General features: G+C 64.3%; 21 protein-coding genes. 15 read left to right on the top strand and 6 right to left on the bottom strand.

From position 1 onward, the window contains the following. Window positions 1–87 precede the first annotated feature (87 nt). The 6 genes from CEJ45_RS10245 to pelG all read left to right on the top strand — a co-directional run bounded on the left by CEJ45_RS10245 (window position 88) and on the right by pelG (window position 10377). The gene (locus CEJ45_RS10245) at window positions 88–4005 is read left to right on the top strand and encodes a tetratricopeptide repeat protein (RefSeq protein ID WP_241517320.1); all 3918 of its coding nucleotides are present in this window, start codon (window positions 88–90) and stop codon (window positions 4003–4005) included. Window positions 4006–4163: 158 nt separating this feature from the next. Then, window positions 4164–4817, top strand: coding sequence for a penicillin-binding protein activator LpoB (locus tag CEJ45_RS10240; RefSeq protein ID WP_241517319.1), 654 nt, complete (start codon window positions 4164–4166; stop codon window positions 4815–4817). Between the two features lie 11 nt (window positions 4818–4828). Further along, window positions 4829–6319 (top strand): PelD GGDEF domain-containing protein, encoded by a 1491-nt coding sequence (locus CEJ45_RS10235; RefSeq protein ID WP_241517318.1) that lies wholly within the window; start codon window positions 4829–4831, stop codon window positions 6317–6319. Beyond that, a complete protein-coding gene (locus CEJ45_RS10230) occupies window positions 6309–7373 on the top strand; it encodes a tetratricopeptide repeat protein (RefSeq protein WP_088755031.1) in 1065 nt (354 codons plus the stop codon). The genes CEJ45_RS10235 and CEJ45_RS10230 overlap by 11 nt, the downstream gene beginning before the upstream one ends. Then, window positions 7370–8995, top strand: a complete 1626-nt coding sequence (pelF, locus tag CEJ45_RS10225; protein ID WP_088755030.1) for a GT4 family glycosyltransferase PelF — start codon at window positions 7370–7372, stop codon at window positions 8993–8995. The genes CEJ45_RS10230 and pelF overlap by 4 nt, the downstream gene beginning before the upstream one ends. A gap of 11 nt (window positions 8996–9006) precedes the next feature. Further along, window positions 9007–10377: an exopolysaccharide Pel transporter PelG gene (pelG, locus tag CEJ45_RS10220; RefSeq protein WP_088755029.1), complete on the top strand. Its 1371-nt coding sequence runs from the start codon at window positions 9007–9009 to the stop codon at window positions 10375–10377. A 21-nt stretch (window positions 10378–10398) separates the two neighbouring features. On the opposite strand, the gene CEJ45_RS10215 is transcribed toward pelG, so the two are convergent. Further along, window positions 10399–11955: a CYTH and CHAD domain-containing protein gene (locus CEJ45_RS10215; protein WP_088755028.1), complete on the bottom strand. Its 1557-nt coding sequence runs from the start codon at window positions 11953–11955 to the stop codon at window positions 10399–10401. After that, window positions 11940–12821, bottom strand: a complete 882-nt coding sequence (locus CEJ45_RS10210; protein WP_088755027.1) for an AraC family transcriptional regulator — start codon at window positions 12819–12821, stop codon at window positions 11940–11942. Before CEJ45_RS10210 ends, CEJ45_RS10215 begins: the two co-directional genes overlap by 16 nt. A 119-nt stretch (window positions 12822–12940) precedes the next feature. On the opposite strand from CEJ45_RS10210, the gene CEJ45_RS10205 reads away from it, so the two are divergent. Continuing rightward, window positions 12941–14140, top strand: coding sequence for an MFS transporter (locus CEJ45_RS10205; protein ID WP_088755026.1), 1200 nt, complete (start codon window positions 12941–12943; stop codon window positions 14138–14140). Window positions 14141–14259: 119 nt separating this feature from the next. Then, complete coding sequence (locus tag CEJ45_RS10200) at window positions 14260–14922, top strand: ceramidase domain-containing protein (RefSeq protein ID WP_088755025.1); 663 nt, start codon at window positions 14260–14262, stop codon at window positions 14920–14922. A gap of 16 nt (window positions 14923–14938) precedes the next feature. Here the strand turns inward: CEJ45_RS10200 and CEJ45_RS10195 are convergent, their stop codons facing one another. Both CEJ45_RS10195 and CEJ45_RS10190 read right to left on the bottom strand, forming a co-directional pair. Further along, window positions 14939–15316 (bottom strand): CPBP family intramembrane glutamic endopeptidase, encoded by a 378-nt coding sequence (locus tag CEJ45_RS10195; RefSeq protein WP_158214912.1) that lies wholly within the window; start codon window positions 15314–15316, stop codon window positions 14939–14941. Window positions 15317–15457: 141 nt separating this feature from the next. Continuing rightward, window positions 15458–16399: a 5'-nucleotidase gene (locus CEJ45_RS10190; RefSeq protein ID WP_088755195.1), complete on the bottom strand. Its 942-nt coding sequence runs from the start codon at window positions 16397–16399 to the stop codon at window positions 15458–15460. Between the two features lie 250 nt (window positions 16400–16649). Here CEJ45_RS10190 and CEJ45_RS10185 point away from each other — a divergent pair, with 250 nt between their 5' ends. The 6 genes from CEJ45_RS10185 to otnI all read left to right on the top strand — a co-directional run bounded on the left by CEJ45_RS10185 (window position 16650) and on the right by otnI (window position 22936). Next, window positions 16650–17351 (top strand): FadR/GntR family transcriptional regulator, encoded by a 702-nt coding sequence (locus CEJ45_RS10185; protein ID WP_088755023.1) that lies wholly within the window; start codon window positions 16650–16652, stop codon window positions 17349–17351. Window positions 17352–17540: 189 nt separating this feature from the next. Then, entirely contained in the window at window positions 17541–18437 is an 897-nt protein-coding gene (gene ltnD, locus CEJ45_RS10180; RefSeq protein ID WP_088755194.1) for an L-threonate dehydrogenase, read from the top strand. 37 nt (window positions 18438–18474) lie between these two features. Then, entirely contained in the window at window positions 18475–19761 is a 1287-nt protein-coding gene (gene otnK / locus CEJ45_RS10175; protein WP_088755022.1) for a 3-oxo-tetronate kinase, read from the top strand. Further along, entirely contained in the window at window positions 19758–20405 is a 648-nt protein-coding gene (otnC, locus tag CEJ45_RS10170) for a 3-oxo-tetronate 4-phosphate decarboxylase (RefSeq protein ID WP_088755021.1), read from the top strand. Before otnK ends, otnC begins: the two co-directional genes overlap by 4 nt. 284 nt (window positions 20406–20689) lie before the next feature. Beyond that, complete coding sequence (locus CEJ45_RS10165) at window positions 20690–22003, top strand: MFS transporter (protein WP_088755020.1); 1314 nt, start codon at window positions 20690–20692, stop codon at window positions 22001–22003. Between the two features lie 129 nt (window positions 22004–22132). After that, window positions 22133–22936 (top strand): 2-oxo-tetronate isomerase, encoded by an 804-nt coding sequence (otnI, locus tag CEJ45_RS10160; RefSeq protein ID WP_088755019.1) that lies wholly within the window; start codon window positions 22133–22135, stop codon window positions 22934–22936. A 92-nt stretch (window positions 22937–23028) separates the two neighbouring features. Here the strand turns inward: otnI and cheD are convergent, their stop codons facing one another. Beyond that, a complete protein-coding gene (gene cheD, locus CEJ45_RS10155; protein WP_034341503.1) occupies window positions 23029–23640 on the bottom strand; it encodes a chemoreceptor glutamine deamidase CheD in 612 nt (203 codons plus the stop codon). Between the two features lie 494 nt (window positions 23641–24134). On the opposite strand from cheD, the gene mqo reads away from it, so the two are divergent. Further along, window positions 24135–25784, top strand: coding sequence for a malate dehydrogenase (quinone) (mqo, locus tag CEJ45_RS10150; protein ID WP_088755018.1), 1650 nt, complete (start codon window positions 24135–24137; stop codon window positions 25782–25784). A 100-nt stretch (window positions 25785–25884) separates the two neighbouring features. Here mqo and CEJ45_RS10145 read toward each other — a convergent pair whose 3' ends face one another. Then, the gene (locus CEJ45_RS10145; RefSeq protein ID WP_229297100.1) at window positions 25885–26703 is read right to left on the bottom strand and encodes an alpha/beta fold hydrolase; all 819 of its coding nucleotides are present in this window, start codon (window positions 26701–26703) and stop codon (window positions 25885–25887) included. Window positions 26704–26738 lie beyond the last annotated feature (35 nt).

Raw genomic sequence — 26738 nt, 5'->3', positions numbered from 1 at the left:
CCCTAGACGATCGCCGGCTTCGCGCTGGCGGTCGGGACGGTACTCGCCCTGGTCTACCCCAAGGTCTCGCTGCAGCAGCGCCTGGAAGTGGCCAATGCCAGCGGCAAATCCGACCTGCTGACGGTCGAGTACATCAAGGTCTTCCTCAAGGCCCAGCCAGGCAATGCGGCGCTGCGCGCCGAGCTGGTCAAGCAGATGATCGACCTCGGCCAGTTCGGCGAGGCGCGCGCGCAACTGGCCTTGCTGCAGATGGACAGCAGGGCTGACGCACGCTTGTCGGCAGCCTGGCTGGAATACCGTATCCGCCAGCAGGAAGTCTTTGCGCTGCCAAAGGATGCGCCCGAGCGCACGCCCTTGCTGGTGCAGCTGCGTGAGCAGCTCAATGTGCTGATGACCTATCCGCTCACCGCGCAACAATGGCTGATGCTGTCGCAGGATGCGCTGGCGCTCGGTGACGGCGAATCCGCTCGCGCTGCCTTCGCGCGCCTGCTGGCCGATCGCAGCACGGCCGACATGTCCTACACCGAAGCGGTACGCCTGGGCCAGCAAAGCCTGGGCGTGGGCGATTACCACAGCAGCGCCGCCTTCTACCTGCTGGCCATGCAGCATGCCGGTTCGCTGGCCGCGCGCCGCGAGAATTTCCTCGACGCGATGCGGACCCTGCAGGCCGGCGGCTTCTACCAGGAAGCGCTGGCCGCCGCCGAGGCCAACCTCGGTCCGCTGGCCAATGACAAGACCGTGCTGCTGTACCTGACACGGCTGGCCCAGGCCGCCAATCGTCCGGATGCCGCCGAGCGTTACGTGAAGCAGTTGCTGCAACTGTCGATGGCGCGTGCGCTGGCGCCGCTGGCGGCCGCGCGAACCGGGCAGGGCGGTGTGGTGGCCGTGTCCATGCACGATTTCAGGCAGTCGCTGCAGCAGATGCAATCGCTGCTGCACCACCCGCAGCGCCTGCAGCATGAACTGCAGCGCGCGCTGAAGCAGGGCCGCCTGCTGCGCGTGGCCGGGGAGAACCAGCCCTCGGCAGCCGATGTGGCCTCCAGCCGCGCGCTGGCCAGGCTGCCCTTTGATGAGGAGATCTACACGCTGGCCTACAACGTCTTCCTGGCCAATCGCAACCTGGTCGATGCGCGCCTGCTGGCGCAATCGGCGGTGCGCCAGCGTCCCGATGACGCGGCCTGGCGCAAGCGGCTGGCGGAGGTTTCCGAATGGAGCGGCGTGCCGGAACAGGCCACGCCGCAATGGCTGGCCTATGCGCGCCTGTCGGGCGATGAAGCGGCGTGGGACAACGTCCTGCGGGCTGCCGCCGGGACCTTTGAACAAGACATGCTGGTGGAAGCCCTGCAGCACAAGATGCAGGTCGAGCCCGGCAATGCGCAGTGGGTCAACCTGCTGGTGGCGCAATACGAAAACATCGGCCAGCCCGAGCGCGCAGTGGCCTTGCTGGAAGAGCGCCTGCGCGGCAAGCCGGCACGCACCCCCGATGCCGCCACCGAGCGCAACGGTACGATGGAAGCGCTGGCCAAGCTGTACCTGCGCATGGGCCGCGATGATGCTGCGCTGGCCACCTTGCGCCGCCAGCGCGAGGAATTCGGCCCTTCTGCCACCAACGCCCTGATGACCGCCAATCCCCTGTACCTGCGTGGCCGCCTGGACGATGCGCTGGAGGTACTGCGCGCTGCCGCCAAGGTGGCGCCGGACGGCAATGCCGACTTCTGGCGCACCTATGCGGAAGTGTCGCGCTACATGGGCCTGAATGAAGAGGCGCGCATCGGCTACGACCGGCTGCTGGCCGCAGACCAGGCTGCCGAAGGCGACATGAGCAACATGATGGTGGTCATCCAGGATCGCGAACCCCGTGCCGCCGCCGAGCTGGCCGAGTTCGGTTTCCACCGCACCGGCGTACCCAATTTCGCGGTGCAGGCGCTGACCTATCGCCTGCGCCTCAATGACCTGGAGGGCGCGCGCGCTTTCCTTGCCAGCCTGACCCCGCAGCAGAAGGCAGCACTGGAAAAATACGTTCCTTTCCTCAGCGTGCGTTCTTCGGTCAGGCAATTGCAGCGCGATCTCGACGGGGCGCGCGCCGACATGCGCCTGGCCCTGTCGCTGGCACCGCGCGCGGCCGATGTGCGGGCCGAGACCCTCTGGGTGCTCATCGCCACGCGCGATGCGGCACTGCTCAATCGCGCCCTGACGATGTGGGCGCATGAGGCCGAGACCACGCCGCAACTGTGGGGACCGTATGCTGCGGCCAACATGTCGCTGAACCGCCAGGACCAGGCGCTGCACTGGTTCCGCAAATCCGGTTTCCCGCATGACGATTACCTGTGGCTGATGAGTTATGCCGAGGCACTGGATGCCACCGGCCAGCCCGACCTGGCCTGGCGCATCCGCCGCCATGCCTGGCTGGAAGTGCGCAATCCGAAACTGCTGCGCAATGTCCCGCCCGGACAATTGCACGAGTGGCGCGATCGCCTGGCGGCGCTGGCACCGCTCTTCATGAGCGCCGATGACAGTGCGCGCGTCATGCGCGCGCTGTTGCGAAGTGACGTGACGCTGCCGCCGCCCCCGGACGACCAGCCCGTCCCCGCCAATGGCCCGGCCCTGCTCAAGGACATGCAGCAAGCCGCGCGCAGCGATGCGCGCCAGCGCAGCCAGGATGAGGCGCTGTCAGCACGATTGGCGCAAGGTCCGGCGGCACTGTTCGCGCCCACGAACGATACCGGCCAGCGCCCGGGCGATGATGCGCGCTTGTCTTCCGGCGCGCGCGAACTGGCGCTGGCCTATGCGATGAACCAGAACCAGTCCGACCTGGCGCGCACCTGGCTGGCCACACGCTTTGCCCGGCAGCTCGACAAGCCGCTGTGGGGCGAGCTGGCCATGGCGCTGGCCAGCGATGACCGCCAGCGACTCAACACCATGCTCGACAACCTGGCCGACTGGCTGCCCATGTATGACCGCGTCGAAGCGGCGCGCGTGGCCGGGCGCGTCGGCCTGGCGCAGACACTGGCCTTCGACCAGCTCGAACGCCTGCCCGCTGACGACGAACTGCACGGACGGCTCACGGGCCTGGTCACCGATGAGCCGCCGCGCTTCTCGACAGGCTTCACGTCCACGCGCGAATTCCCGCTGGCCACCAAGCTCTTCACGGCCAATGCCGGCGTGGCGCTGACACCGGGCACGCGCTTCTACTTCGGCTATACCGAACGGCACCAGACGGTCAACGACACCACCTTGCTGGGCGATGTGCCGGCCGTGGATCGCCTCTTCGAATTCACCCTGCGCAGACGCATCGAGGATGGTTTCGTCAGTGCCAGCCTGCAGCACCGCGATGCGATGACTTCCTTCAACGGGCTGCGCCTGGAATTCTCGCAACAGCTCACGCCCAAGATCACGCTCTCCGGCAATGGCGGGCTGAACCTGGCGGCCATTGATTCGGCACTGATCCGCGTGGGCGGACGGCGCAGCGGCGGCGAGCTGAACCTGAACCTGCAATTGAGCCGTACCGAATACCTGCGCCTGGGCGGCGGCCTGCAGCGCTACCAGACGCAGTCCGGCACGGCGCTGGGCAATGGCCGCACCCTCAATGCCGAAATCGGCACGCACCTGCGCGTGGAATATCCCAACCTGACCCTGCGCGGCTTCGTCAACGATGCCAAGTTCAGCGATCGGGGTGCCAGCGATGAGCAGATCGCGCGCCTGGTCCCGGCCGGCAACGATCCCACGGGCTTTCGCTACATGCCGCTGGATGCGCGTTCCTGGGGCATTGCACTGGGCGCGGGGACCGTCATCGAAAACGCCTATACCCGCGCCTGGCGTCCGTATGCCGAGTTCGGCCTGACCCGTACGTCCGACATCGGCTGGGGCCGCAACCTGCGTGCCGGCATCGCCGGCAGCGTGCTGGGACAGGACGTGCTGTCGGTGGCCGCGCAGAGTACCAGCGCCACCCCCAATACGCCGCAGCGCGGGTTTGAATTGAATGTGCTCTACAAATGGTTCTATTGAAATTGAAACTGAAACTGAAATTGAAACCGAAACCGAAACTGAAGGCGAAGACCTTGCTGTCCTTACCGTGTCGACATTGATTGATCAATGAAATCGATGAATCAGCCCTCATTAATCTCTGGCCGCGAAAGGCCGCGCATTGCTCCAAGGTGACCACCATGACAAACAAGATCCGCTCCATGTTGTACAAACTCGGCAGCGCTGCCGTACTCGCCCTGGGCCTGGCCGCCTGCTCCACCACCGACATCGGCCAGGCGCCGGTGGTGCCGGCTGATGCCCGCTGGGGTTTGCTGCCCTTCGCCAATCACACCGAGACCCCGCAGGCCGGACTGCGTGCCGAGTCGATCTCGGAAAGCATCCTGCGCGCCAACGGACTGGCCGAGCTGCGCCGCTATCCGGCTTCGCTCAACAATGAAACCTTGTTCGAACCGATGGACCGCAAGCAGCTCGATGCTGCCCTCGACTGGGCGCGCAGCGAGAACATCGCCTATGCGCTGTCAGGCACTGTCGATGAATGGCGCTACAAGGTCGGCATCGACGGCGAGCCGGCCGTGGGCCTGACGCTGCAATTGATCGAGGTCTCCAGCGGCAAGGTGGTGTGGGCTGCGGCCGGTGCCAAGAGCGGCTGGAGCCGTGAGGCGCTCTCGGCCGTGGCCCAGAAGCTCATGCGCAACCTGCTGTCCCCCCTGCGCTCGCTGGCGCAGAGCGCTGCGGCCGTCAATGCCGCAAGCGCCGGCGAGGCGGCACGGGGTAGCGCACCGCAGGCCGATGCACTCACCAGTACTTCGGCTCCCGCGACGCCGCGCCCCTGATGGGAGAGAACGTGAACGAGCGCCAACGGCCCGCCTCCCCACCGGCCTCCCCGCCAAACGGCAGCGGCCGGCCATGGGCCGCCTCGCCGCGACCGGCCGCTACGGCAGCACAGAAGCGCCAGAAATTCTGGTCGCGCTTCTTTACGCGCTTCGATACCGACAGCGGCTCACCCCGCAAGGCGGCGCTGCGCATCGTCGAGACCATTGCGCTGGTGGCGGCCGCGCTGGCCGTGGCATGGTGGCTGGCTCCGGAAGATCCCTTCGGGCTGCAGGCGCAATTCCCCTGGTTGTGGCTGATGCCGGCCATCCTCGCCATGCGCTACGGCAGCACGCTGGGCGTGGTGGCCGTGGCCACCATGCTGGGCGGCTGGTATCTGCTCATGCATGGCCATCAGGAGGACGAGGCGCAAGCCGTGGTGTCGGCGGCGCAAGCCTTCCCGCAAGCTTATTTCCTGGGCGGGCTGGTGCTGACGCTGCTGTGCGGCCAGTTCGCCGAAGTGTGGAATGCACGCAGTCGCCGCCTGCGCGGAGTCAATGCCTACCTGGAAGAGCGCCTGACCATGCTCACCAAGAATCACTTCCTGCTGCGCCTGTCGCACGAGCGGCTGGAACAGGATCTGCTGTCCAAGCCGCTGACCCTGCGCGAATCGCTGGACCGCATGCGCGCCCTCACGCTCACGCAATACCTGCTGGACCCGGCGCGCATGCCGGCGCCGGATGCCTTCCTGCAGATCCTGGTGCAGAGCTGCCAGGTGGAATCGGCCTCGGTCTTTGCCTGCGATATCCACGGCCACGTCCTGCCGGAGGCGGTGGCCAGCGTGGGCAAGGTCACGCCGCTGGTGGCCGATGATCCGCTGGTCCGTTATTGCCTGACCCAGCAGAAGCTGGGCCACATCCAGACCGAGAGCCTGAACCAGACCCTGCGCAACCAGAGCCGCTACCTGGTCTGCGCGCCCTTGCGCAATTACGAGGGCCGCCAGTTCGGCTTGCTGGTGGTGGAGCAGTTGCCCTTCCTGGCCTTGAACGAAGACACGCTGCAACTGATGTCGGTGCTCATCGACTACTACGCCGACGGCATCGAGATGGGCGACAGCGCCCGCGCCATCCTGCAACAGCTGCCGACCTGTCCGCCGGAACTGGCGGTGGACCTGGTGCGCCTGCATCGCCTCAAGCGCAGCACCGACATCGATTCCTCGCTGGTGGCGCTGGTCTTCGGCGACGACGAACTCTCGCGCGACATGTACGACCAGGTCCGGCGCCTCAAGCGTGCCGCCGATGTGGTCTGGACCTACAAGGCCGGTGGCCGCAACGTGTTGATGACCCTGTTGCCGCTGGCCGGACCGGCAGCGGTCGATGGTTACCTGATGCGCATCGAGACTGCCTCGCACGCGCAGTTCGACAACAAGTCCCTGGCCAACTTCGCTGCCGCGCACACCGCTGCCCTGGGCAGCGATGAGCCCATGCGCCTCTTGATCAACCTGGTGGAACGCTGTGCTGCTTAAACTCTCCGCTGCCGGTCTGAGTTTCGAGACCGCCTCCGTCGCCTTGCTGCTGCAGGGCGGCAACGGGCTGGGCGTGCTGGCCGCCTACCTGGCGCTGCACCTGGTGTCCTCGGCGCTGTTCGCGCTGGCCATCGCGCAGGTGGCCCCGCCGCAGTACCGGCGTCCGCGCACGGCCTTACTGCTGTATTTGTTCTTCTTCAATTTCTTCATTCCCGTCGGCGGCATGCTGTGTGCGGTGGTGGCCTTGCTGGTGGCCGTGCTCTGGCCCAAGGACAAGCCGGAAGACCACTTCGATACCAGCCAGGCACCGGCCTTCGTCACCGCGCGCAGGCGCGAAGGCAGCGGCTTTTCCGGCAACCGCGTGCGGGCCCAGCTGGGCAACGTGGCCACGCCCGTGGACAAGCGGCTCAACGCCCTGGTGGCCATCCAGAGTACGCCCACGCGCGCCAGCGGCGCCTCGCTGCGCAGCCTGCTGGGCGACCCGGCCGACGACGTGCGCTTGCTGGCCTATGGCATCCTGGATGGCAAGGAGAAGAAGATCACCCAGCGCATCGTGGACATGCGCAACCATCTCAAGACCGTCTCCGATCCCGAGACCCTGGGCATCCTGCACCAGCAGGTGGCCGAGCTGTATCAGGAGCTGATCTACCAGAACCTGGTGCAGGGTGACCTGCTCAACTACTCCTACGCGCAGATGCGTGAACACGCCCAGGCGGCGCTGCAGATCGATGCAGCCCAGCCCGGCCTGTGGTTCATGCTGGCGCGCATGGAACTGGCCAACCGCAACGTGGCCGACGCCGCCGAGGCCATGCAGCGTGCGCATGAACATGGCTTTTCGCGCGTGCGCCTCTTGCCTTACCTGGCTGAACTCAGCTTCCTCGAACGCGACTACGAACAAGTGCGCAAGCTCTTCATCGAAATGCAATACGATCCCAGCGTCTCCTCGCAGCCGCAGCTGCATCGCTACTGGCGGCATGGCCGGCGTACCATCGCCAATCGACCCGAACCGTTCAATCCCGCAAGCGCTGCACGTCCCACCGGAGGCCGCCGATGAATGCTCCCGCCCTCCGGCCGGTCGCCGGCGATGCCTCCTATCAGCGCCGCGCCAAGGACTGCGATGTCATGCTGCTGCTGGAAGGGACCTTCCCGTACGTGAGCGGTGGCGTGTCAAGTTGGGTCAACCAGATCATCCGCGGGTTTCCCGAGATCCGTTTCGGCCTGTGCTTCATCGGCAGCCGGCCCGACGATTACGGCACGCCCAAGTACGCGCTGCCGGACAATGTGGTCCACCTGGAAACGCACTTCATCCACGAACACCTCTCGGCCACTGAGGTGGTGCGTTCGCGCGGCGATGCCAAGGCCTTCGAGCGCATCGACGAGCTGCATGCGATGTTCCGCGCCTACGACCGCACCGATGCCACGTCGCATTCGGCGCTGGTGGCGCAACTGGGCGAGCTGATCCCGATGATGGAAGACGGCGGCAAGATGGACCAGGACACCTTCCTCTTCAGCAAGCGCTCCTGGGATTACCTGGCTTCGCAATACCGCATCTTCTGCACCGACCCGTCTTTCGTCGATTACTTCTGGACCGTGCGCATCATGCACCAGCCGGTGTGGACCCTGGCCCGTGTGGCGCGCCAGCTGATCCCGGCGCGCTGCTATCACACCATCTCCACCGGTTATGCCGGATTCCTCGGGGCGCTGATGAAGATGCAGACCGGCCGTCCGCTGATCCTTTCCGAACACGGCATCTACACCAAGGAACGCAAGATCGACCTGTTCCAGAGCGAGTGGATCCGCGACAACCGCAACGTCTTCGAGAAGGATGCCTCGCAGATTCCCTACTTCCGCGAGATGTGGATCCGCTTCTTCGAGGCGCTGGGCCGATTGTGCTACCAGGCGTCCAACGAGATCGTCGCGCTCTACGAGACCAACCGCCTGCGCCAGGTCCATGACGGCGCACCGGCCGAGCGCACGCGCAATATCCCCAACGGCATCGACCTGCCGCGCCTGTCCAAGCTGCGCGCATTGCGCAGCGAGAAGATCCCGCCGGTGCTTTGCCTGTTGGGCCGGGTGGTGCCGATCAAGGATGTGAAAACCTTCATCCGCGCCATGCGCACCGTGGTCAACCAGTATCCGGAGGCCGAAGCCTGGATCGCCGGGCCGGAAGATGAAGACCAGGCCTACGCCGGTGAATGCCACGCGATTGCCGATGGCCTGGGCCTGACCGACAAGGTCAAGTTCCTCGGTTTCCAGAAGATCGATGAGCTCATGCCCAAAATCGGACTGGTGGTGCTCTCCAGCATCAGCGAGGCCTTGCCGCTGGTATTGCTGGAAGGGTTTGCCGCCGGCGTGCCGGCGGTAGCCACCGATGTGGGCTCGTGCCGCCAGCTCATCTACGGGCTCTCGGAGGAGGACCAGGCGCTGGGCGCGGCCGGTGACGTGGTCGGTATCGCCCAGCCGCAGGCGCTGGCCGATGCGGCCTTGAAGCTGCTGACCGATCCGCAGCGCTGGCATGCCGCCCAGGCGGCAGGCATTGCGCGCGTGGAGCGTTATTACACCCAGGACATGATGTTCGGTGCCTACCGTGAGCTGTACCAGCGTTCGCTGGCACACGGCAACGCGCACACCGACGCTGCATCCGGCCAGCCGCTGCGCTGCCCGGTGCGGCACTGACGAGGACCGCCATGGCCGGTATCGGTTTTGAACTGCGCAAGATATTGAAGCGCGACAGCCTGCTCTCGCTGATGCAGGCGTATTCCTACGCGGCCCTGATCAGTTCGGGGCCGTGGATCATGTCCATCGTCGGCATCCTGGTCATCGGCCTGGTGAGCTATACGGTGAACATGCCCAAGCTGGCCATCGTGCAGTTCCAGGTCAGCATCACCTACGTGATTTCGCTGTCGCTGATCTTCACCGGCATCTTCCAGCTGGCCTTGACGCGCTTTGCGGCGGACCGCCTGTTTGAAAAAGACAATCACTCCATCCTGCCCAATTTCCATTCGGTGTCGCTGTCGGTGACGCTGGTGGGCGGCGTGCTGGGACTGCTGGCGGTGGCTTTCCTGTTCCCGCAGCAGAGTGCGCTGTACCGGCTGCTCCTGCTGGCGGCCTTCATCATCATGTGCAACATCTGGATCGCCACCATCTTCCTGTCGGGGATGAAGCAATACAAGGCCATCTTCTGGATCTATGCACTGGGCTACACCATCACGGTGGTAGCGGCGCTGCTGCTGCGTCCGCTGGGACTGGAGGGCTTGATGGGCGGCTTCGTGATCGGCCAGGCAGTGTTGCTCATGGCGATGATGGCGCTGATCCTGCGCAATTTCCCTTCGGACCGTTTCATCTCCTTCGAATTTTACGAGCGCAAGAAACTCTATCCCTCGCTCATGGCCATCGGCTTGTTCTACAACACGGCGATCTGGATCGACAAGGCCATGTTCTGGTACACGCCCGAAACCAGCCAGGCCATCATCGGCCCGCTGCGCGCCTCGGTCATCTATGACCTGCCGGTGTTCCTGGCTTACCTTTCCATCATTCCCGGCATGGCCATTTTCCTGCTGCGCATGGAGACCGATTTCGTCGAGGACTATGATGCCTTCTATGAGGCCGTACGTACCGGGGCTTCGCTGGAAACCATCGAGAAGCACCGCAACGGCATGGTGGAAACGGTGCGCCTGGGCCTGCTGGAAATCATCAAGATCCAGGCCATCACCACCTTGCTGCTGATGGTCACGGGCGAGTCCATCCTCAAGTGGCTGGGCATTTCCACGCTCTACCTGCCGCTGCTCTACATCGACGTCATTGCGGCCAGCCTGCAGGTGGTGCTGCTGGGCATCCTCAACGTCTTCTTCTATCTCGACAAGCGCCGCATCGTGCTGGGCCTGTGCGGGGGACTGGTGGTGCTCAACGTCGCCCTCACCGCGCTGTCGCTGCGCCTGGGGCCGACCTTCTACGGGTTCGGGTTTGCGCTGGCGGTGTTCGTGGTGGTGCTGGCCGGTTTCGTGCTGCTCACCCGCAAGCTGGAACTGCTGGAGTACGAGACCTTCATGCTGCAATGAGCGCCGCGCTCATTGCGGGACTCATTGCGGCAATGCTTGCGCCTTCCATTTTTTCCACAGGCGATGCATGCGTTCGTGGCCATCCTTGACCTGGCCGGCGAGGAAGCCGCGTGCGTAGGCGATGCTCGGGGCCAGGCGTACCTGCTTCTGCTGCAGTTGCTGCAGCAGGGCATCGGCCACCACCAGGTCGTTCTGCAGGCCCAGCTGGTCCTGCAGGCGTGACAAGGCTTTCAGGTAGGGGCGGCTGCTTTTCTCGCCATACAGCGCCTGGAAGAACTCGATGTCGTAGCGCATCTTCTTGGCGGCGATGCGGGTACGGTGGCGCGCGCGGTCGTTTTCTTCCAGATGTGCACCGCGCTTGTTGAGGCGCTTCTCATCCCGTCGCAGCATCTGGCGTGCGTAGCGGAAAAGCGCTTGCGCGAGGGCTTCCCGGCCCGCAGCGTCGAGTCCATCGCGCCAGCCCGCCGTCAGCAGCCAGCGGCTGAACTGCAGCACCAGCGCCGTATAGCGCGGCGAGGCCACGGCCTGCACCGCCAGTGCATGTTCCTTGCCGGCTTCCACCAGCGCCGCATGGCGCACCCGTTCCAGGTCGATGGCACCGATGGCGTGCGCTGGCAGCGCGGCCAGTGTCTGCGTGGCCAGCACATCCCAGTCACGTGCATTGCCGATGGCTTGCGAGACCCACTCGAATTCAGCGGCCAGGGAAGCGGGCAGGGTGATCACGGGATCGAACAGCGTGAAGGCCGAACGCAGGCGGCGCAGTCCCACGCGCATCTGGTGCAGGCGCTCGATGTCGTCGCTATCCTGGTCGGCGATGTCATTGGCCTGGATCTGCTCCACGCAATTGTTGACCACCGCCAGGAAGGCCTGCTCCACCGGCATCTTGCGGGTCAGCTGCAGCGGCTTGGCGCGGCTGGCCGAGGAGGTGGCGGCAATGCCCTGCTGCGTGCGGCGCGCCTGATGGAACAGTCCATAGCCGCGCTGCGCCTTGCTCTGGATGCCGATGCGCAGCGGCAGGTCCTGCAGCAACTGCAGGGCGAAGTCGAAGAGGGCGCTGGCCTCGCCTTGCTTGAGTTCCAGTTCGATTTCGCAGACGTCCACCTTCAGGTCGCGGTGTTCTACCGTGCCCTGGTCGATTACGCATTCCACCTCGCTGCCATCCTGCAATACCAGGTCCCACACCATGCGCTGGATGTGGGTGCTGAAGATGGGCGTCAGCTGCGCAGCGGTCTTGTCGGAAAAGACCTTCCTGGCCCAGGTCTCGTCGGAGGCCGCCAGCTCGCGCAGCACCGGCAGGTCAGGTTGTTCACCATCGACCAGCGACTCCCATTCATTGCGCTGGTGCAGGCCGCCACTGACGCCGCCGCCTGCCTTGAGGGTCTGGATATATTCATTTCCGGTCCGGCGCACGCGCAGCCCGGCTTCGTTCTGGCGCAGCAGCAGGTCGGGCGTATCGAAGTAGGTACCGGTCTGGTCCTTGATGCGCGGTGCGGCCCGGGCGTAACGCTTGATGAGCGGATGACGGATGAAGGCCTTGGTGTGCTCGGGGGCGAGCAGCAGTTTCAGTTCGGTTTCCATGAGGCGTTCCGTGTCGGTTGGAAGTAGGGCGCTACCGGACTGGGCGGCGGCGAAGAAGCGGGGCGGGAAAGCGGTGCCTGGCGCTGCGCCATGTAGCGTGCGGGCGGCTTGCCCAAGGTATTGCGGAACATGGTGATGAAGGCGCTCACCGATTCATAGCCCAGGTCTTGCGAGACGCGCTGCACCGAGCTGCCCGAGGCCAGCCATTGCAGGGCCAGCATCAGGTGGATCTGCCGCCGCCAGCGGCCGAAGCTCATGCCGGTTTCGGCCTGCACAAAGCGGGCAAAAGTGCGCTCGCTCATCGCATGACGCTGGCCCCATTCGGCCACCGTGCTGCGGTCGGCAGGTTGTTCGGCCAGGTGGCGCGCAATCGCACGCAGCCGCGAATGCTGCGGCACCGGCAGGTGCAAGGGCAGGGCGTGGCGCTGGCTGTGTTCCAGTTCTTCGACCAGCACGGCGGCCAGGCGCGCGGTGCGCTCGTGCGGCGCGTAGTCCTGGCGCTGTTCGGCGAGGTGGCAGATCATCTGCACCAGCAGCGGCGACAGCGCCAGGGTGCAGCACTGGTCCGGCATGCTGGCCGCATGCGGCGCGATGAAGAGGAAGCACAGCTGGCCGTCCAGCGTGACGCGGTTGCTGTGCGGCACGCCCGGCGGGATCCAGACCGCCGACTGGGGCGGCACGATCCACATGCCCTGGGCCGTCTCGCAGGTGACCGCACCGTGCAGGGCCACCACCAGCTGGCCCTTGCGATGGCTGTGGAAGGGCGTCTCCCGCTCGCTCTGGCTGGTATGCACGCGCAGGGCCGTGACCGCGGCGTCGAGGCGGTCCGGATCGTGTTCGACCAGGCTGGCATAGAGAGTGGCCATAGGGAGTTGGGTTGACCGTTTTTAGCAATATGCTGGCATTGTAGCCAAATACGTGCAGGCTGCGATTGGCTAAGCTGGGCGCTCGCTGCTTTCGATCAATCATTGCCATCACGCCCGCCATGCATGCCACGCATCCCCCTCACGTTCGCCCTGTTCATCGCAGTGTCTGGCTCATTGCAGGCATCCTGCTGATCGCCGCCAATTTGCGTGCGCCGGTGACGGCCGTGGGGCCGGTGATGGGGCTGCTGCAACAGACCTTCGCCCTCTCGGCCGGGGCGGCAGGGCTGATGCTGACCTTGCCATTGCTGTGCTTTGCGCTGGTCTCGCCGCTGGCGGCGCGCGTGGCGCGCGGCCTGGGACTGGAGCGCACGCTCTTGCTGGCATTGTTGTTGATCGCAGGCGGCATCGTGTTGCGCTCGTCCGGATCGGTGGCAGCCCTGCTGGCCGGGACTTGCGTGATCGGCTGCGGGATTGCCGGCGGCAATGTACTCTTGCCGAGCTTGCTCAAGCGCGATTTTCCCGATGACCTCACGCGCATGACGGCCGTCTATGCGCTCACCATGGGCGGTGCATCGGCACTGGGCTCGGTGTGCGCCGTTCCGCTGGCGGCGGGACTGGGCTGGGCGTGGGCGCTGGCTTCTTTCATTGCATTGCCGGTGGTGACGGTGCTGGTGTGGCTGCCGCAATTGCGGCGCGATACGCGCCCGGCCACGGCGCCTGCGCGCGCGGCGTCGATGTGGCGCCAGCCGCTGGCGTGGCAGGTGACCTTCTTCCTCGGGACCAATTCGCTGGTGTATTACGTGGTGACGGCGTGGCTACCCTCCATCCTCGCGGCCAATGGGCGCAGTGCGGTGGAGGCGGGCAACCTGCATGGCCTGATGCAACTGGCCTCGGCCTTGCCCGGTTTGCTGCTGGTACCGCTGGGTCCGCGCATCCGTGACCATCGGCCGGTGGCGGTGAGCATGTCGGCTGCCACTGTCCTGAGCCTTGTTGGCCTCATGGCGTGGCCGCAGGCGTCCATCGTCTGGGTGCCGCTGTTCGGATTCGGGACCGGTGCGGTGCTGATTCTGGGGCTGGCTTTTGTCGGTACGCGTGTATCGACGCCGCCCCAGGCCGCCGCGTTGTCGGCCATGGCGCAGAGCGTCGGCTACCTGCTGGCGGCCGCCGGGCCCATCCTCATGGGGCGGCTGCATGATGCCAGCGGCGGGTGGACGCTGGTGCTGGGCTTGTGTGCGGGCGGCGCGGTGCTCATGGGCGCGCTGGGCTGGCTGGCGGGCCAGCCGGGGCGGGTCATCGGGGCGGCCGCGCCAGGAGAGTGAAGCGCGACTGGAAATATCCGGCGGCTTCGCGGATCATGGCGGCTGCATCGCATAAGGGCGGCGTGTTGATCGCCGCTTTCGATTCCCCTTGATCCGCGACGACCAGCGCGACATACACCATGACAGCCTCGCTTCTTGCCCCGGTAGACCTGTATTGCGAACGGCTCGGTACCGCTTTCTGGGCCGAACCCGTCAATGCGCTTTCCAATCTCGCTTTCCTGCTGGCCGCGTATTTCTTGTGGCGCTTGCCGCTGCCGCAGGGGCGCAGCGCCGTGGTGATGTCACGCATCCTGATGCTGATGGTGGCCGTGATCGGGGTGGGCAGTTTTCTTTTCCACACCGTTGCGCAGCGCTGGGCATTGTTCGCCGATGTCATTCCGATTTCGGTGTATCAGGTGCTGTTCCTGGCGTTCTATCTGCGCAAGGTGGCGCGCCGCAACTGGCTGGTGACGCTGGGCTGGGTACTGTTCTTCTTTGTCGTGACCTACGGTGCGGGACGCTTGCCGGAGCAGTGGCTCAATGGTTCGGTGGCGTCGTATGGTTCGGCATGGCTCTTCATTGGCGGACTGGGCGTGTATCACTGGCGCATGCGCAAGACTGAACCGATGGCCCTGCTGTTGGCCACCGGTGTATTTACACTGTCTCTGGTGCTGCGCTCGATGGACATGGCAGTGTGCCCGAGCATCAGCATCGGGACGCACATGTTCTGGCATCTGCTCAACGGGGTGGTGTTGTATCTCACCACGCGGGCTTTTGTTCGCAATGCAGGCTCGGGGCCATGAAATGTTGTCGTCCGGTTCAGACTGAAATCGCCAGGGCCATGGCGTTGAATAAGGCGTGTACTGAAACCGTGACTAACACCGGAAAACCCTTCGGTCTTCTGGTCTCGACCAGGAAGACCCAAGAGAAGGCCAGGCCCGCGATGAACATGTCAACAGGCCAGCGCTCCTCAAATTCATGTGCCAATGCAAATAGAAAGCCCGAGATGATCAGGATGACGGGGGCGTTCAAGCGAAGCATTTGCAGACACTTTATGCATGCCCATTGAAAAATCAGGGTTTCCACTAAAGGGGCGAAGATGATCCCCATCAGCACGACAAGCGCCGGTGACCAGGTTCGAAAGGGATCTGGCTGCGCAGTGACTGAAAAGCCGAGGAAACTTGCGGTTTCGTTCACCAGAATCTGTCCCGCCAAAATCAATAGCGGAGTCACTACCACCAGATGCCACCGAGCCACGATATTGGGATCGAGGAGGCTGCTTGAGCCTTGGCAGCGTCTACGCATTTGCGCCGTTTTTCATGAGTATCGAGACTGCAGTCATTCCTTGACTGCCCGCGTTCGTGGCACCCTTGTTCTTTCCAGCGTCCCGCCTTTGTAAGGCACCCGCCCCGACGGCACCACCACGGCTGCCTTCTGCACATGTCCCTCCTGGTCATCAAAGAACATGTGTGCGCCGAAGGCCTGCAGTACCTCCGCCTTGTTCAGCCCGCCGAGGAAGAAGGCTTCATCCACCGTCACGTTCCAGGTCCGCAAGGTATGGATGACGCGCTGGTGCGCCGGGCTGTTGCGTGCCGTCACGATGGCAATGCGCACCGGGCACTGCTTGGGCGGAAACTGTTTCTGGATCGCCGACAAGGCCAGCAGCAATTTGGCGAACGGACCTTCCTTCATGGCCTTCTTGCGATGGCGCTGCTCATGCCGCGCAAAGGCCTCCAATCCCTTCTCCGCAAAGATGCGCTCGGACTCCGCCGAGAACAGCACGGCATCGCCATCAAAGGCAATGCGGATTTGCTTGTCCGGCGCACTGTAGTCCAGCGGGGCGGCATACAACTGGGCCGCCGCCACGCCGGCATCGATGGCTTCCTGCACGTCGCCGGTATCGCGCGAGAGGAACAGGTCGATCTTGAAGGCTTGCAGGTAAGGTGCGGTCGGTCCGCCACCGGTGAAGGCCGCACGGCTGATGTCGAGCTTGTGGGCGGCAATGGCATTGAAGGCGCGCAGGCCCGTGTCGGGCGTGTTGCGCGAGATGACCACCACTTCCACCAGACGGCGTTCCGGGATCAGTTCATTCAACTGCAGCAGCGCCTTGACCAGCGGGAAGGCCGTGCCGGGCTGCAGTGGATCGTTCTCGTGATCGCGCTGGTACTGCGCGTAGGCATCCACGCCCTCTTGGTCGTAGATGGCGTTCTCCGCTTCAAGATCGAAGAGGGCGCGGGAAGAGATTCCAATGACGAGCTTGTCCGAGAGATCGTAGGGCATGCGGCACATCCGTGGCGGAAAAGCCCTGATTGTAGAGCCCCCGGCCTGCCGACGCAGCCTTGGCAGAGATATTCGTATTCTTGATGTCTGGAGCGAACTGCTGCATATATCACCTCAAGTTCTGCCAACTGCGCATATTATTTGCCAAACGGGGGTGTTACTCCGCGTAAAGAGAAAAAATCGGATTGCCCCGTTCAAAATAAATTTGTATGATGACCGGATAACTTTACGATAACGACTGCGAGACAGCATGTTTCAGAAGATCCCCGCACAGGCGCTCAGCGACACTGTAGCCAGGCAATTGCTGGAAAACATCGACGCCGGTGCCTTCCCCCGTGGCAGCAAGCTGCCCACCGAGGCGGTGCTGGCGCAGCAGTTCGGTGTGAGCCGCACGGTGGTGCGCGAAGCGATTGCGCGCCTGAAACATGAAGGCGTGGTCGAACCGCGCCAGGGTAGCGGCGTATTCGTGACCGAGCAGGCGGGCATCAAGCCGCTGCGCATCGATTACACCGAGGTCAGTTCGCCCGATGCGGTGCTGCAGATCGTCGAGCTGCGCCGCGCCATCGAGGCCGAGGTCGCCGCGCAGGCGGCCAAGCGCCGCAGTGCGGAAGACCTGCAGGCTATCGAGGCGGCATTGCTGCAGATCGGGGTCGATGTGGCCGCAGGTGGTGATGGCGTGGCCGCCGATGTGGCCTTCCATCGCGCACTGGCGCAGGCCACGCGCAATCCGTACTTCATCAAGACGCTGGAGTTCCTGTCCCAGTATCTGGAAGCGGCCACGGCGGTGACGCGTGGCAATGAAGCGCGGTATGAGGATTTCTCGCGCCAGGTGCGCGAAGAACATGAGGCCATCGTCGCGGCCATTCGCGCCGGTGATGAAATGGCGGCCCGCAATGCCGCCCAGACGCACATGTTCAATGCGGCACGGCGCTTGAGCCAGGGACAGTCCTGAACAGGATGTCCCGGCTTGAATGGCAGCAAATGAATTAAATGCTTTAAATGTTTTAAACGATTTATAAGATTTAGACGATTTACGAAATCTGGAATTCTGACGCCGGCCTTTGCCGGCGTTGCATCATCAACCCGGCGCAATGTCCTGCCCGTCATGAGCGGCAGCGGCGTCATCAATGCGGAGGCAATTATGTCCAAGAATGTAGGTGTGATCGGTTTGGGAGCCATGGGTTATGGCGTGGCCAGCTCGCTGTTGCGTGCCGGTTTCAATGTGCATGCCTGCGACGTGCGCAAGGAAGTCCTGGACAAGTTCGCCGCCGCCGGCGGTGTGGCCTGTGCCAACCCGGCCGAGCTGGCCGGCAAGGTCGACGTGGTCATCACCCTGGTGGTCAATGCCGCGCAGACCGAGATGGTGCTCTTCGGTGAGAACGGCGCCGTCCCCGCCATGAAGCCGGGCAGCGTCGTCATCTCCAGCGCCACCGTGGCGCCTGACTTCGCCGTCGAACTGGGCAAGCGCCTGGCAGAAAAGGGCCTGCTGCTGCTGGACGCACCGGTCTCCGGTGGTGCCGCACGCGCCGCTTCGGGCGAGATGACCATGATGACCTCGGGCCCTGCCGAGGTCTACGCCAAGATCGAAGACGTGCTGGCGGGCATGGCCGGCAAGGTCTATCGCCTGGGCGACACCCACGGCATCGGCTCCAAGGTCAAGATCATCAACCAGCTGCTGGCGGGCGTGCACATCGCTGCCTCCGCTGAAGCCATGGCACTGGGCCTGCGCGAAGGCGTCAATCCGGATGCGCTGTATGACGTCATCACCCACAGCGCCGGCAATTCGTGGATGTTCGAAAACCGCGTGCCGCACATCTTGAACGGCGACTACACCCCGCTGTCGGCCGTGGACATCTTCGTCAAGGACCTGGGCCTGGTGCTCGATACCGCCCGCCGCAGCAAATTCCCGCTGCCGCTGTCGGCCGCTGCGCACCAGATGTTCATGATGGCTTCCACCGCCGGTCATGGCGGCGAGGATGATTCGGCCGTCATCAAGATCTTCCCCGGCATCGACCTGCCGCCGGCCAAGGCCAAGTAATCCAGCGTCGTCCCTGCATCTGAATCGAGGAGTTTTCATGTCCACATCCCGTCCCTTGCTCGGTTGTATCGCCGACGATTTCACCGGCGCGACCGACCTGGCCAACATGCTGGTCCGCGGCGGCATGCGCACCGTGCAGACCATCGGCGTGCCCAGCGAAATGCCGGCCGTGGCGGCCGATGCGCTGGTGATCGCGCTCAAGTCGCGCACCATTCCTGCTGCCGAGGCCATCGAGCAATCGCTGGCGGCACTGCGCTGGCTGCAGCAGCAGGGCTGCACGCAGTTCTTCTTCAAGTACTGCTCCACCTTCGACTCCACCGACGACGGCAACATCGGTCCGGTGACCGATGCGCTGATGAAGGAACTGGGCGTGGACTTCACCATTGCCTGCCCGGCCTTCCCGGAAAACGGCCGCACCATTTATCGCGGCTACCTGTTCGTGGCCGATGCGCTGTTGAATGAGTCGGGCATGGAAAACCATCCGCTGACCCCGATGACCGATGCCAACCTGGTGCGCGTCCTGCAGCGCCAGACCGAATCCAAGGTCGGCCTGGTGCGCTACGACACCGTGGCACGCGGCGCGGCCGCAACCCAGGAGCGCTTCACCGCACTGCGTTCCGAAGGCGTCAAGATGGCCATTGCCGACGCCGTCTCCGACAAGGACTTGTTCACGCTGGGCGAAGCCTGCGCCGAACTCAAGCTCATCACCGGTGGTTCCGGCGTGGCGCTGGGTCTGCCCGAGAATTTCCGCCGCGCCGGTCTGCTGACCGCCGCCGGTGAAGCCGCACAACTGCCCAAGGTCGATGGCCTGTCGGTGGTGCTGGCCGGTTCCGCCTCCAAGGCGACCAATGCGCAGGTGGCCGAATGGAAAGCCAAGCGTCCCGCCTTCCGCATCGACCCGCTGGCCCTGGCCCGTGGCGAAGACGTGGTGGCACAGGCGCTGGCCTTTGCCGATGAACGCATCAAGAACGAGCCGGTACTGATCTACGCGACCGCCACCCCCGACGAAGTCAAGGCGGTGCAAAAGGAGCTGGGCGTGGCCAAGGCCGGTCACCTGGTCGAGCAGGCGCTGGCATCGATCGCTGCGGGCCTGAAGCAACGTGGCGTGCGCCAGTTCGTGGTGGCCGGTGGCGAGACCTCCGGCGCGGTGGTGCAGGCGCTGGACGTGCGCGCCCTGCGCATCGGGCCGCAGATCGATCCGGGCGTGCCGGCGACCGCTACGCTGGATGAGCAACCGGTGGCGCTGGCCCTGAAGTCGGGCAATTTCGGCAGCGTCGACTTCTTCGAGAAGGCGCTGCGCTATCTCGACGGGAAGACGGCATGAGCCGCAACACCAACGAAAGCGCGCTGCGCGAAGAGATCTGCCGCATCGGCGCTTCTCTCTACCAGCGCGGCTATACGGTCGGTTCGGCCGGCAACATCAGTGCGCGCCTGGATGACGGCTGGCTGATCACGCCGACCGATGCCTGCCTCGGTTTCCTCGATCCGGCGGCCATCGCCAAGGTCAATACGGCCGGCGAATGGGTCTCGGGCGACAAGCCGTCCAAGACCCTGGTCCTGCATCGCGCCATCTACGACAACAATCCCGAGATGCATGCGGTGGTGCATACGCACTCCACGCATCTGGTATCGCTGACCATCAACGGCGTCTACAGCGAGCAGGATGTATTGCCGCCCATCACGCCGTATTACGTGATGAAGGTCGGCCACATCCCGCTGATCCGCTATGCCCGTCCGGGTGCGCCGGAAGTGGCCGAGCAGGTGGCAAAGATCGCCACGCAAGTGCGCGGCGCGCTGCTGGAGCGGCTCGGTCCGGTGGTGTGGGAAAGCTCGGTCTCCAAGGCCGCCTTCGCCCTGGAAGAACTGGAAGAAACCGCCAAGCTGTGGCACCTGGCCGGTGGCCGTGCCACGCCGCTGGAAGAGCCCGCGCTGCAGGACTTGCGCGACACCTTCAAGGCGCGCTGGTAGCAGTCACGACAGCGCCCAGGCAGCGTCAGCAACCCATAGCAACAAAGCGTCATGGCGGCCGATGTTGGCCCGCCATGCCCCGCTTGCGCCCAACGGAAGGTGGTGGGCACAGGCGGCAGTCAAGCCGGCACCAGACCGGCCAATCAATGCCGGCCTTCGTACGGTTCCGAAAAGAGCGGTACGCGGGTCCGATTGAATCCATAAATTGCCCGTCAGACCACGGGCACCAAGCAACCAGCGGCCGTGCATAGACAGCCGCGACACTCTTAGGGAGATGTAACATCATGACCACCGCAAGCACTACCGGCGTCGGACTCGACGTCAACGACAAATCCAAGGACGGGCTGTACAAGAAAGTCTTCTGGCGCATCATGCCTTTCCTGATGCTGTGCTACGTGATCGCTTACCTGGATCGCGTCAACGTCGGCTTTGCCAAGCTGCAGATGTCGCAGGACCTGGGCTTTTCCGAGACCGTCTTCGGTCTGGGCGCGGGCCTGTTCTTCATCGGCTACTTCCTCTTTGAAGTGCCCAGCAACATCCTGATGCACAAGGTCGGCGCGCGCATCTGGATTGCCCGCATCATGATCACCTGGGGCATCCTCTCGGCGGCCTTCATGTTCGTGCAGAACGCCACCCAGTTCTACGTCCTGCGCTTCCTGCTGGGCCTGGCGGAAGCCGGTTTCTATCCCGGCATCATCCTGTACCTGACCTACTGGTTCCCTTCGCACCGCCGTGCCAAGGTGATCGCGGTCTTCATGTCCGGCATCCCGGTGGCCGGCATCCTGGGCAACCCGCTGTCGGGCTGGATCATGGATGCGTTCCACAACAATGGCGGCCTGGAAGGCTGGCAGTGGATGTTCCTGATCGAAGCCATTCCGGCGGTCCTCATCGGCCTGGCCACGGTGCTGTACCTGGACAACGACGTCAAGAGCGCCAAGTGGCTCTCCGATGAAGAGAAGGCCAGCCTGCAAGCCGACATCGACGGCGATGCCAAGGGCAAGGAAAGCAAGCACGGCTTCGGCGCCATCGTCAAGGATGCGCGTGTCTGGCTGATGTGCCTGATCTACTTCTCCTTCGTCATGGGTCAATACGGCCTGACGCTGTGGATGCCGACCCTGGTCAAGGCCACCGGTGTGAAGGGCAACCTGGAAATCGGCCTGCTGTCGGCCATTCCGTTTGGCTGCGCCATCATCGCCATGAACCTGATCGGCCGCAGCGCCGACCGCATGCGTGAGCGTCGCTGGCACCTGGTGATCCCGGCCCTGATGGGCGGTGTGGGCTTCGTCGGTGCGGCCCTGTTTGCCGACAACACTGCAGTCTCGATCGCTGCGCTGTCGCTGGCTGCGGCGGGCGTGCTGACCTGCGCCCCGCTGTTCTGGTCGCTGCCCACGGCCTTCCTGTCGGGTGCTGCGGCGGCCGTCGGTATTGCCGCCATCAACTCGGTGGGCAACCTGGCCGGTTTCGTCAGCCCCTACCTGATCGGCTACCTGAAGGACCTGACCCACAACAACGCTACCGGCATGTACATGCTGGCGGTGATGCTGGTGGTCGGTTCGATTGCCACCCTGGCCACCAAGCCGGGCATGGTCAACAAGTAATGTGATGTCCCGTTCAAAGCCCGCATGCCTGTGCCTGCGGGCTTTGACGTTTTCTGCGCCTGCTGCCGGTGTGGACGCGCGCAAGCGTGTTCGCGCTACACTGGCCCCCTCGTTACCAAGGAGAATCCGATGCTGCGTTTTGCCGCCAACCTGAGCATGATGTATGTGGAACATGATTTCCTGGACCGCTTCGCCGCCGCCGCCAAGGATGGCTTTTCCGGCGTCGAGTTCCTGTTCCCCTACGACTACCAGCCTGAAGAGATCAAGTCGCGCCTGCAGGCCAATGGCCTGACCCAGGCGCTGTTCAACGCGCCCCCGGGCGACTGGGCCGCCGGTGAGCGCGGCATCGCCTCGCTGCCGGGCCGCGAAGACGAATTCAAGCGCAGCATCGAGACTGCGCTGAAGTACGCCTCCGTCATCGGCAACAAGACCCTGCACGTGATGGCTGGCCTGATCAAGCCCGAGCAGGATCGCGCGCGTCACCGCGCCGTATATCTGGACAACCTGTCCTATGCGGCACACCAGGCCGAATCCGCCGGCCTGACCGTGGTGATCGAGCCGATCAACACCCGCAACATTCCGGGCTTCTTCCTGAACCGCCAGGACGATGCCCAGGCCATCTGTGCCGAAGTGGGTGCGCCCAACCTGAAGGTGCAGTTCGACTGCTACCACTGCCAGATCGTCGAAGGCGACGTGGCCGTGAAGCTCAAGCGCGACATGCCCGGCATCGGCCACATCCAGATTGCCGGTGTGCCCGAGCGCCACGAGCCGGATGTGGGCGAGCTGAACTATCCGTATCTGCTCAAGCTGATCGATACCTTGGGTTACCAGGGCTGGATCGGTTGCGAATACAACCCGGCGGGGGCGACCTCTGCGGGATTGGGATGGTTGAAGGCGCTGGCTGAGCAAGGCCTGACCACGCTCAAGGCCTGATCACGACATGGTGTCAGCCCGCGTAAAGCGGGCAAGAAAAAAGCGGAGCCCATGCAACGGGTTCCGCTTTTTTGTTTGGACGATGGATTCGTTCAGAACAAATCAATTTCCCCACCCACCGGCTTGGCCTGCAGCTTGGACGCATATTCACGTTCACGGCTGGCCAGATCGGCAGCGGCATCCTTGATCTTCTTGACCAGCACCTTGCCCGTGCGCGGGAAGAAATGCACCTTGCGCGGCCAGATGTCGTTGAGGTCTTCGGCCACCACGCGGATCTTCTCGGCCGAGAGGTAATTCTTCACGAAGGCGGCATTGCGCTCGCCCACGTTCATGGCGTTCATGCCGCGCAGCACCGCGCCGCCGCCAAAGACCTTGCATTCCAGGTTCTCGCGCCGGGCACCGGCCTTGAGGACGTCGTTGATCAAGACTTCCATGGCATAGGTGCCATAGCGCATGGAGGCCGAAACCGGGCTGTCAGCCTCGCCGCCGCCATCGGGCAGCATGAAGTGATTCATTCCGCCCACACCGCTGACGCGGTCGCGCAGGCAGGCCGAGACGCAGGAACCCAGCACGGTCACGATCATCATGTCTTCACCGGTATAGAAATATTCGCCCGGCAGGATCTTGGCGGTGTCGCAATTGAAGGCCCGGTCGTGATATCGATACGACGCGAAATTTTCCGGCTTGTTGATGACGGTTTGCATGCGGGCCCCTGATCGTTCTTGTGTGCCCCCCAATGAGGGACGGTGAGTGTTGGCGGTCCATGCATTGTCAGTCAGGCACGGCCCCCACGATATCGGGGAATTCCCTAGCCCGGAACATGCTTGTGCGCCATCGTTAATAGGGGATATCCGCAATCGCCCGCCGCTCCCATCCCGTGGTACGCTGCGCCCCCTCGACATGACCCGATCCCGGTCCGCTCTGACGGAGACGATTTGTACAGGCATTCCCCAAATGCCGGAGACAGGTATCGGACAGGCAGTTGAAACCGGCAGGCACGGCCCATTCAGGCAGGTGCGCCGTGGCCCCGCGCGGCCACGCCCGGCTGGGCTTGCATTGATCCGCAAGGCCCTCATGACGCAGCGCTTTCGCGCCCGCCCTCCACGGCAGGCGCTGCGGCCTGTGGCATGCACCGGTTGTCCGACTCCCCGCCACATGCAGGGGAGGCAGCCCTCTCTCATCACAAACGGATTAGACAATGTTGAAAAAATCCTTCCTGGCTTTGCTGGGATTCGTAGTTGCGCTGGTCGTCACGCCCGCTTCGCAGGCGGCTGACGTCAAGAAGGTCGACGTGCTGCTGGTCGGCGGCGGCATCATGAGCACCACCCTGGCGGTCTGGCTCAATGAGCTGGAACCCGGCTGGACGATGGAAATGGTCGAGCGCCTCGATGGCGTGGCCGAAGAAAGCTCCAACGGCTGGAACAACGCCGGCACGGGCCACTCGGCCCTGGCCGAACTGAACTACACGCCCGAAGACAAGGACGGCAAGATCCAGATCGCCAAGGCCATCGAGATCAACGAAGCCTTCCAGATCTCGCGCCAGTTCTGGTCGTGGCAGGTCAAGAGCGGCGTGCTGAAGAACCCGCGCTCCTTCATCAATTCCACCCCGCACATGAGCTTCATCTGGGGCGATGACAACGTCGCCTACCTGAAGAAGCGCTACGAAGCCCTGCAAGCCAGCCCGCTGTTTGCCGGCATGCAGTATTCGGAAGACCACGAGCAGATCAAGAAGTGGGTGCCGCTGATGATGGAAGGCCGCGACCCCAACCAGAAGCTGGCTGCCACCTGGACCCCGCTGGGTACCGACGTCAACTTCGGCGAGATCACCCGCCAGTTCGCGGCCTACCTGCAGACCCGCTCCAACTTTGCCCTGAAGCTCTCCAGCGAAGTGCGCGACATCACCCGCAACGGCGATGGCACCTGGCGCGTGGTCTACAAGAACCTCAAGGATGGCAGCACCACCGAGACCGATGCCAAGTTCGTCTTCATCGGTGCCGGTGGCGGTGCCCTGAAGCTGCTGCAGAAGTCAGGCATCCCCGAGGCGCGTGACTATGCGGCCTTCCCGGTGGGCGGTTCCTTCCTCATCACCGACAACCAGGACATCGCCCTGCGCCACCTGGCCAAGGCCTATGGCAAGGCTTCCGTGGGCGCGCCGCCGATGTCGGTGCCGCACCTGGATACCCGTGTGCTGGATGGCAAGCGCGTGATCCTGTTTGGCCCCTTCGCCACGTTCTCGACCAAGTTCCTGAAGCAAGGCTCTCTGTGGGACCTGTTCTCGGCGACCACCACGCACAATGTGTGGCCGATGGCCCGTGTCGGTATCGACGAATATCCGCTGGTGGAATACCTGGCCGGCCAGCTGATGCAGTCCGACGACCAGCGTTTCGCCGCGCTCAAGGAATACTTCCCCAACGCCAAGAAGGAAGACTGGCGCCTGTGGCAAGCCGGCCAGCGCGTGCAGATCATCAAGCGCGATGACGCCAAGGGCGGCGTGCTGAAGCTGGGTACCGAGATCGTCGCCTCGGCCGATGGCAGCATCGCCGGTCTGCTGGGCGCCTCGCCCGGCGCTTCGACGGCTGCGCCCATCATGCTGAGCGTGCTGCAGAAGGTCTTCAAGGACAAGCTGGCCACGCCGGAATGGCAGCAGAAGGTGCGCCAGATCGTGCCCAGCTACGGCACCAAGTTGAATGACCACCCGGACCAGGTCGCCAAGGAATGGGCCTACACCGCAGAAGTGCTGCAGCTGATGCCGCCGCCGGTGATCGCTCCCAAGGCGGCCGGCCAGACCGGCAAGGGTGGCAGCATGGAAAAGCCGAAAGCCAACGCATCGGCCGATATGGCGCTGTGATGGCGGGGTTGCCTGTTTTTTGGGCAACCTTGAAATGAAGTTTTCTGAAAAATGGGTAGTCCGGTGTCGCGCCGGCTACCCATTTTTTCATGGACCATCCTCAAGGCTGCCTGGCGGTGCAGGGCAGCGGTAGCTGCAGCAAGGCGGGCCAGCGGCTTGCCCAGTCGCTCTCGTGCGCCATGCCGGGGATGATCGCCAGCGCGGCGCAGTGCCCGGCCTTGGCGACGAAGCTGCGCGTGATGGCAGGGGTAATGACGGCATCCTCGGCACCGCCGACATGCAATTGCGGGATGCGTGCCACCTGTGCGGCCACATCGATGGGATTGAGCGAGCCCGGCATCTGCGAGACCTTGTGCCATTGGTTCACGGCCACGTGATCGAGATTGCCGGCCACCGTGCGGATGGCGCTGACATCCTTGCGCCGTGCCGCCAGCAGCACGGCGATGGCGCCGCCGCCCGAATAGCCGACCAGCTCAAGCCTGGCCGGCTGCAGTTGTGCCACATAGCGGCTCAGGGCTTCATCCATGGCGCTGACCACTTCCGGCGAGTAGCGCAGGCCGGCCCAGTAGAGCGGATGGCAGACCGGGTTGCGCGCCATGGGCGTGAACTGGCAAGGCCGCGCGAGATACACCACGTCACCGCCATCGCTGGCCGCCAGGCGCAGGCCCATGGCCGAATGCGGCGTCGGGTCCGGCGAGACCTGGTTGCGCGTGATCCAGGCGCGGCCGTCGCCTTCCAGGTAGACGCGCAACAGCGGCGCCTTCGGCCGGGCGTGCACGTAGGCCGTGAGCACGAAGGGACCGCCGCGCACTTCCTCGCGGTGCAGGCCGGCGGGTGCGGCCAGGGCATCGGCGCGTCGGACCAGGTCGGGATCGCTGGCGCAGCCGGCCAGCAGCGCGAGGCTGGCGAGGGCAGGCAAGCGGAGTCGGGAGAGGAAGGAGGAGCGCATCGCGC

The sequence above is a fragment of the Herbaspirillum aquaticum genome, assembly GCF_002213425.1.
Taxonomy (GTDB): Bacteria; Pseudomonadota; Gammaproteobacteria; order Burkholderiales; family Burkholderiaceae_D; genus Herbaspirillum; species Herbaspirillum aquaticum.
The sequence above is the reverse complement of the archived record's forward strand: the minus strand, read 5'-3'. Positions and strand labels throughout refer to the sequence as shown.

Coding starts and splice junctions, on each gene's coding strand:
- CEJ45_RS10165 (WP_088755020.1), top strand. CDS start 20,690: ATGACCACCGCAAGCACTACCGGCGTCGGACTCGACGTCAACGACAAA.
- CEJ45_RS10205 (WP_088755026.1), top strand. CDS start 12,941: ATGCATGCCACGCATCCCCCTCACGTTCGCCCTGTTCATCGCAGTGTC.
- CEJ45_RS10200 (WP_088755025.1), top strand. CDS start 14,260: ATGACAGCCTCGCTTCTTGCCCCGGTAGACCTGTATTGCGAACGGCTC.
- CEJ45_RS10210 (WP_088755027.1), bottom strand. CDS start 12,821: ATGGCCACTCTCTATGCCAGCCTGGTCGAACACGATCCGGACCGCCTC.
- pelF (WP_088755030.1), top strand. CDS start 7,370: ATGAATGCTCCCGCCCTCCGGCCGGTCGCCGGCGATGCCTCCTATCAG.
- otnI (WP_088755019.1), top strand. CDS start 22,133: ATGCTGCGTTTTGCCGCCAACCTGAGCATGATGTATGTGGAACATGAT.
- CEJ45_RS10240 (WP_241517319.1), top strand. CDS start 4,164: ATGACAAACAAGATCCGCTCCATGTTGTACAAACTCGGCAGCGCTGCC.
- CEJ45_RS10190 (WP_088755195.1), bottom strand. CDS start 16,399: ATGCCCTACGATCTCTCGGACAAGCTCGTCATTGGAATCTCTTCCCGC.
- ltnD (WP_088755194.1), top strand. CDS start 17,541: ATGTCCAAGAATGTAGGTGTGATCGGTTTGGGAGCCATGGGTTATGGC.
- cheD (WP_034341503.1), bottom strand. CDS start 23,640: ATGCAAACCGTCATCAACAAGCCGGAAAATTTCGCGTCGTATCGATAT.
- otnC (WP_088755021.1), top strand. CDS start 19,758: ATGAGCCGCAACACCAACGAAAGCGCGCTGCGCGAAGAGATCTGCCGC.
- pelG (WP_088755029.1), top strand. CDS start 9,007: ATGGCCGGTATCGGTTTTGAACTGCGCAAGATATTGAAGCGCGACAGC.
- mqo (WP_088755018.1), top strand. CDS start 24,135: ATGTTGAAAAAATCCTTCCTGGCTTTGCTGGGATTCGTAGTTGCGCTG.
- otnK (WP_088755022.1), top strand. CDS start 18,475: ATGTCCACATCCCGTCCCTTGCTCGGTTGTATCGCCGACGATTTCACC.
- CEJ45_RS10215 (WP_088755028.1), bottom strand. CDS start 11,955: ATGGAAACCGAACTGAAACTGCTGCTCGCCCCCGAGCACACCAAGGCC.
- CEJ45_RS10185 (WP_088755023.1), top strand. CDS start 16,650: ATGTTTCAGAAGATCCCCGCACAGGCGCTCAGCGACACTGTAGCCAGG.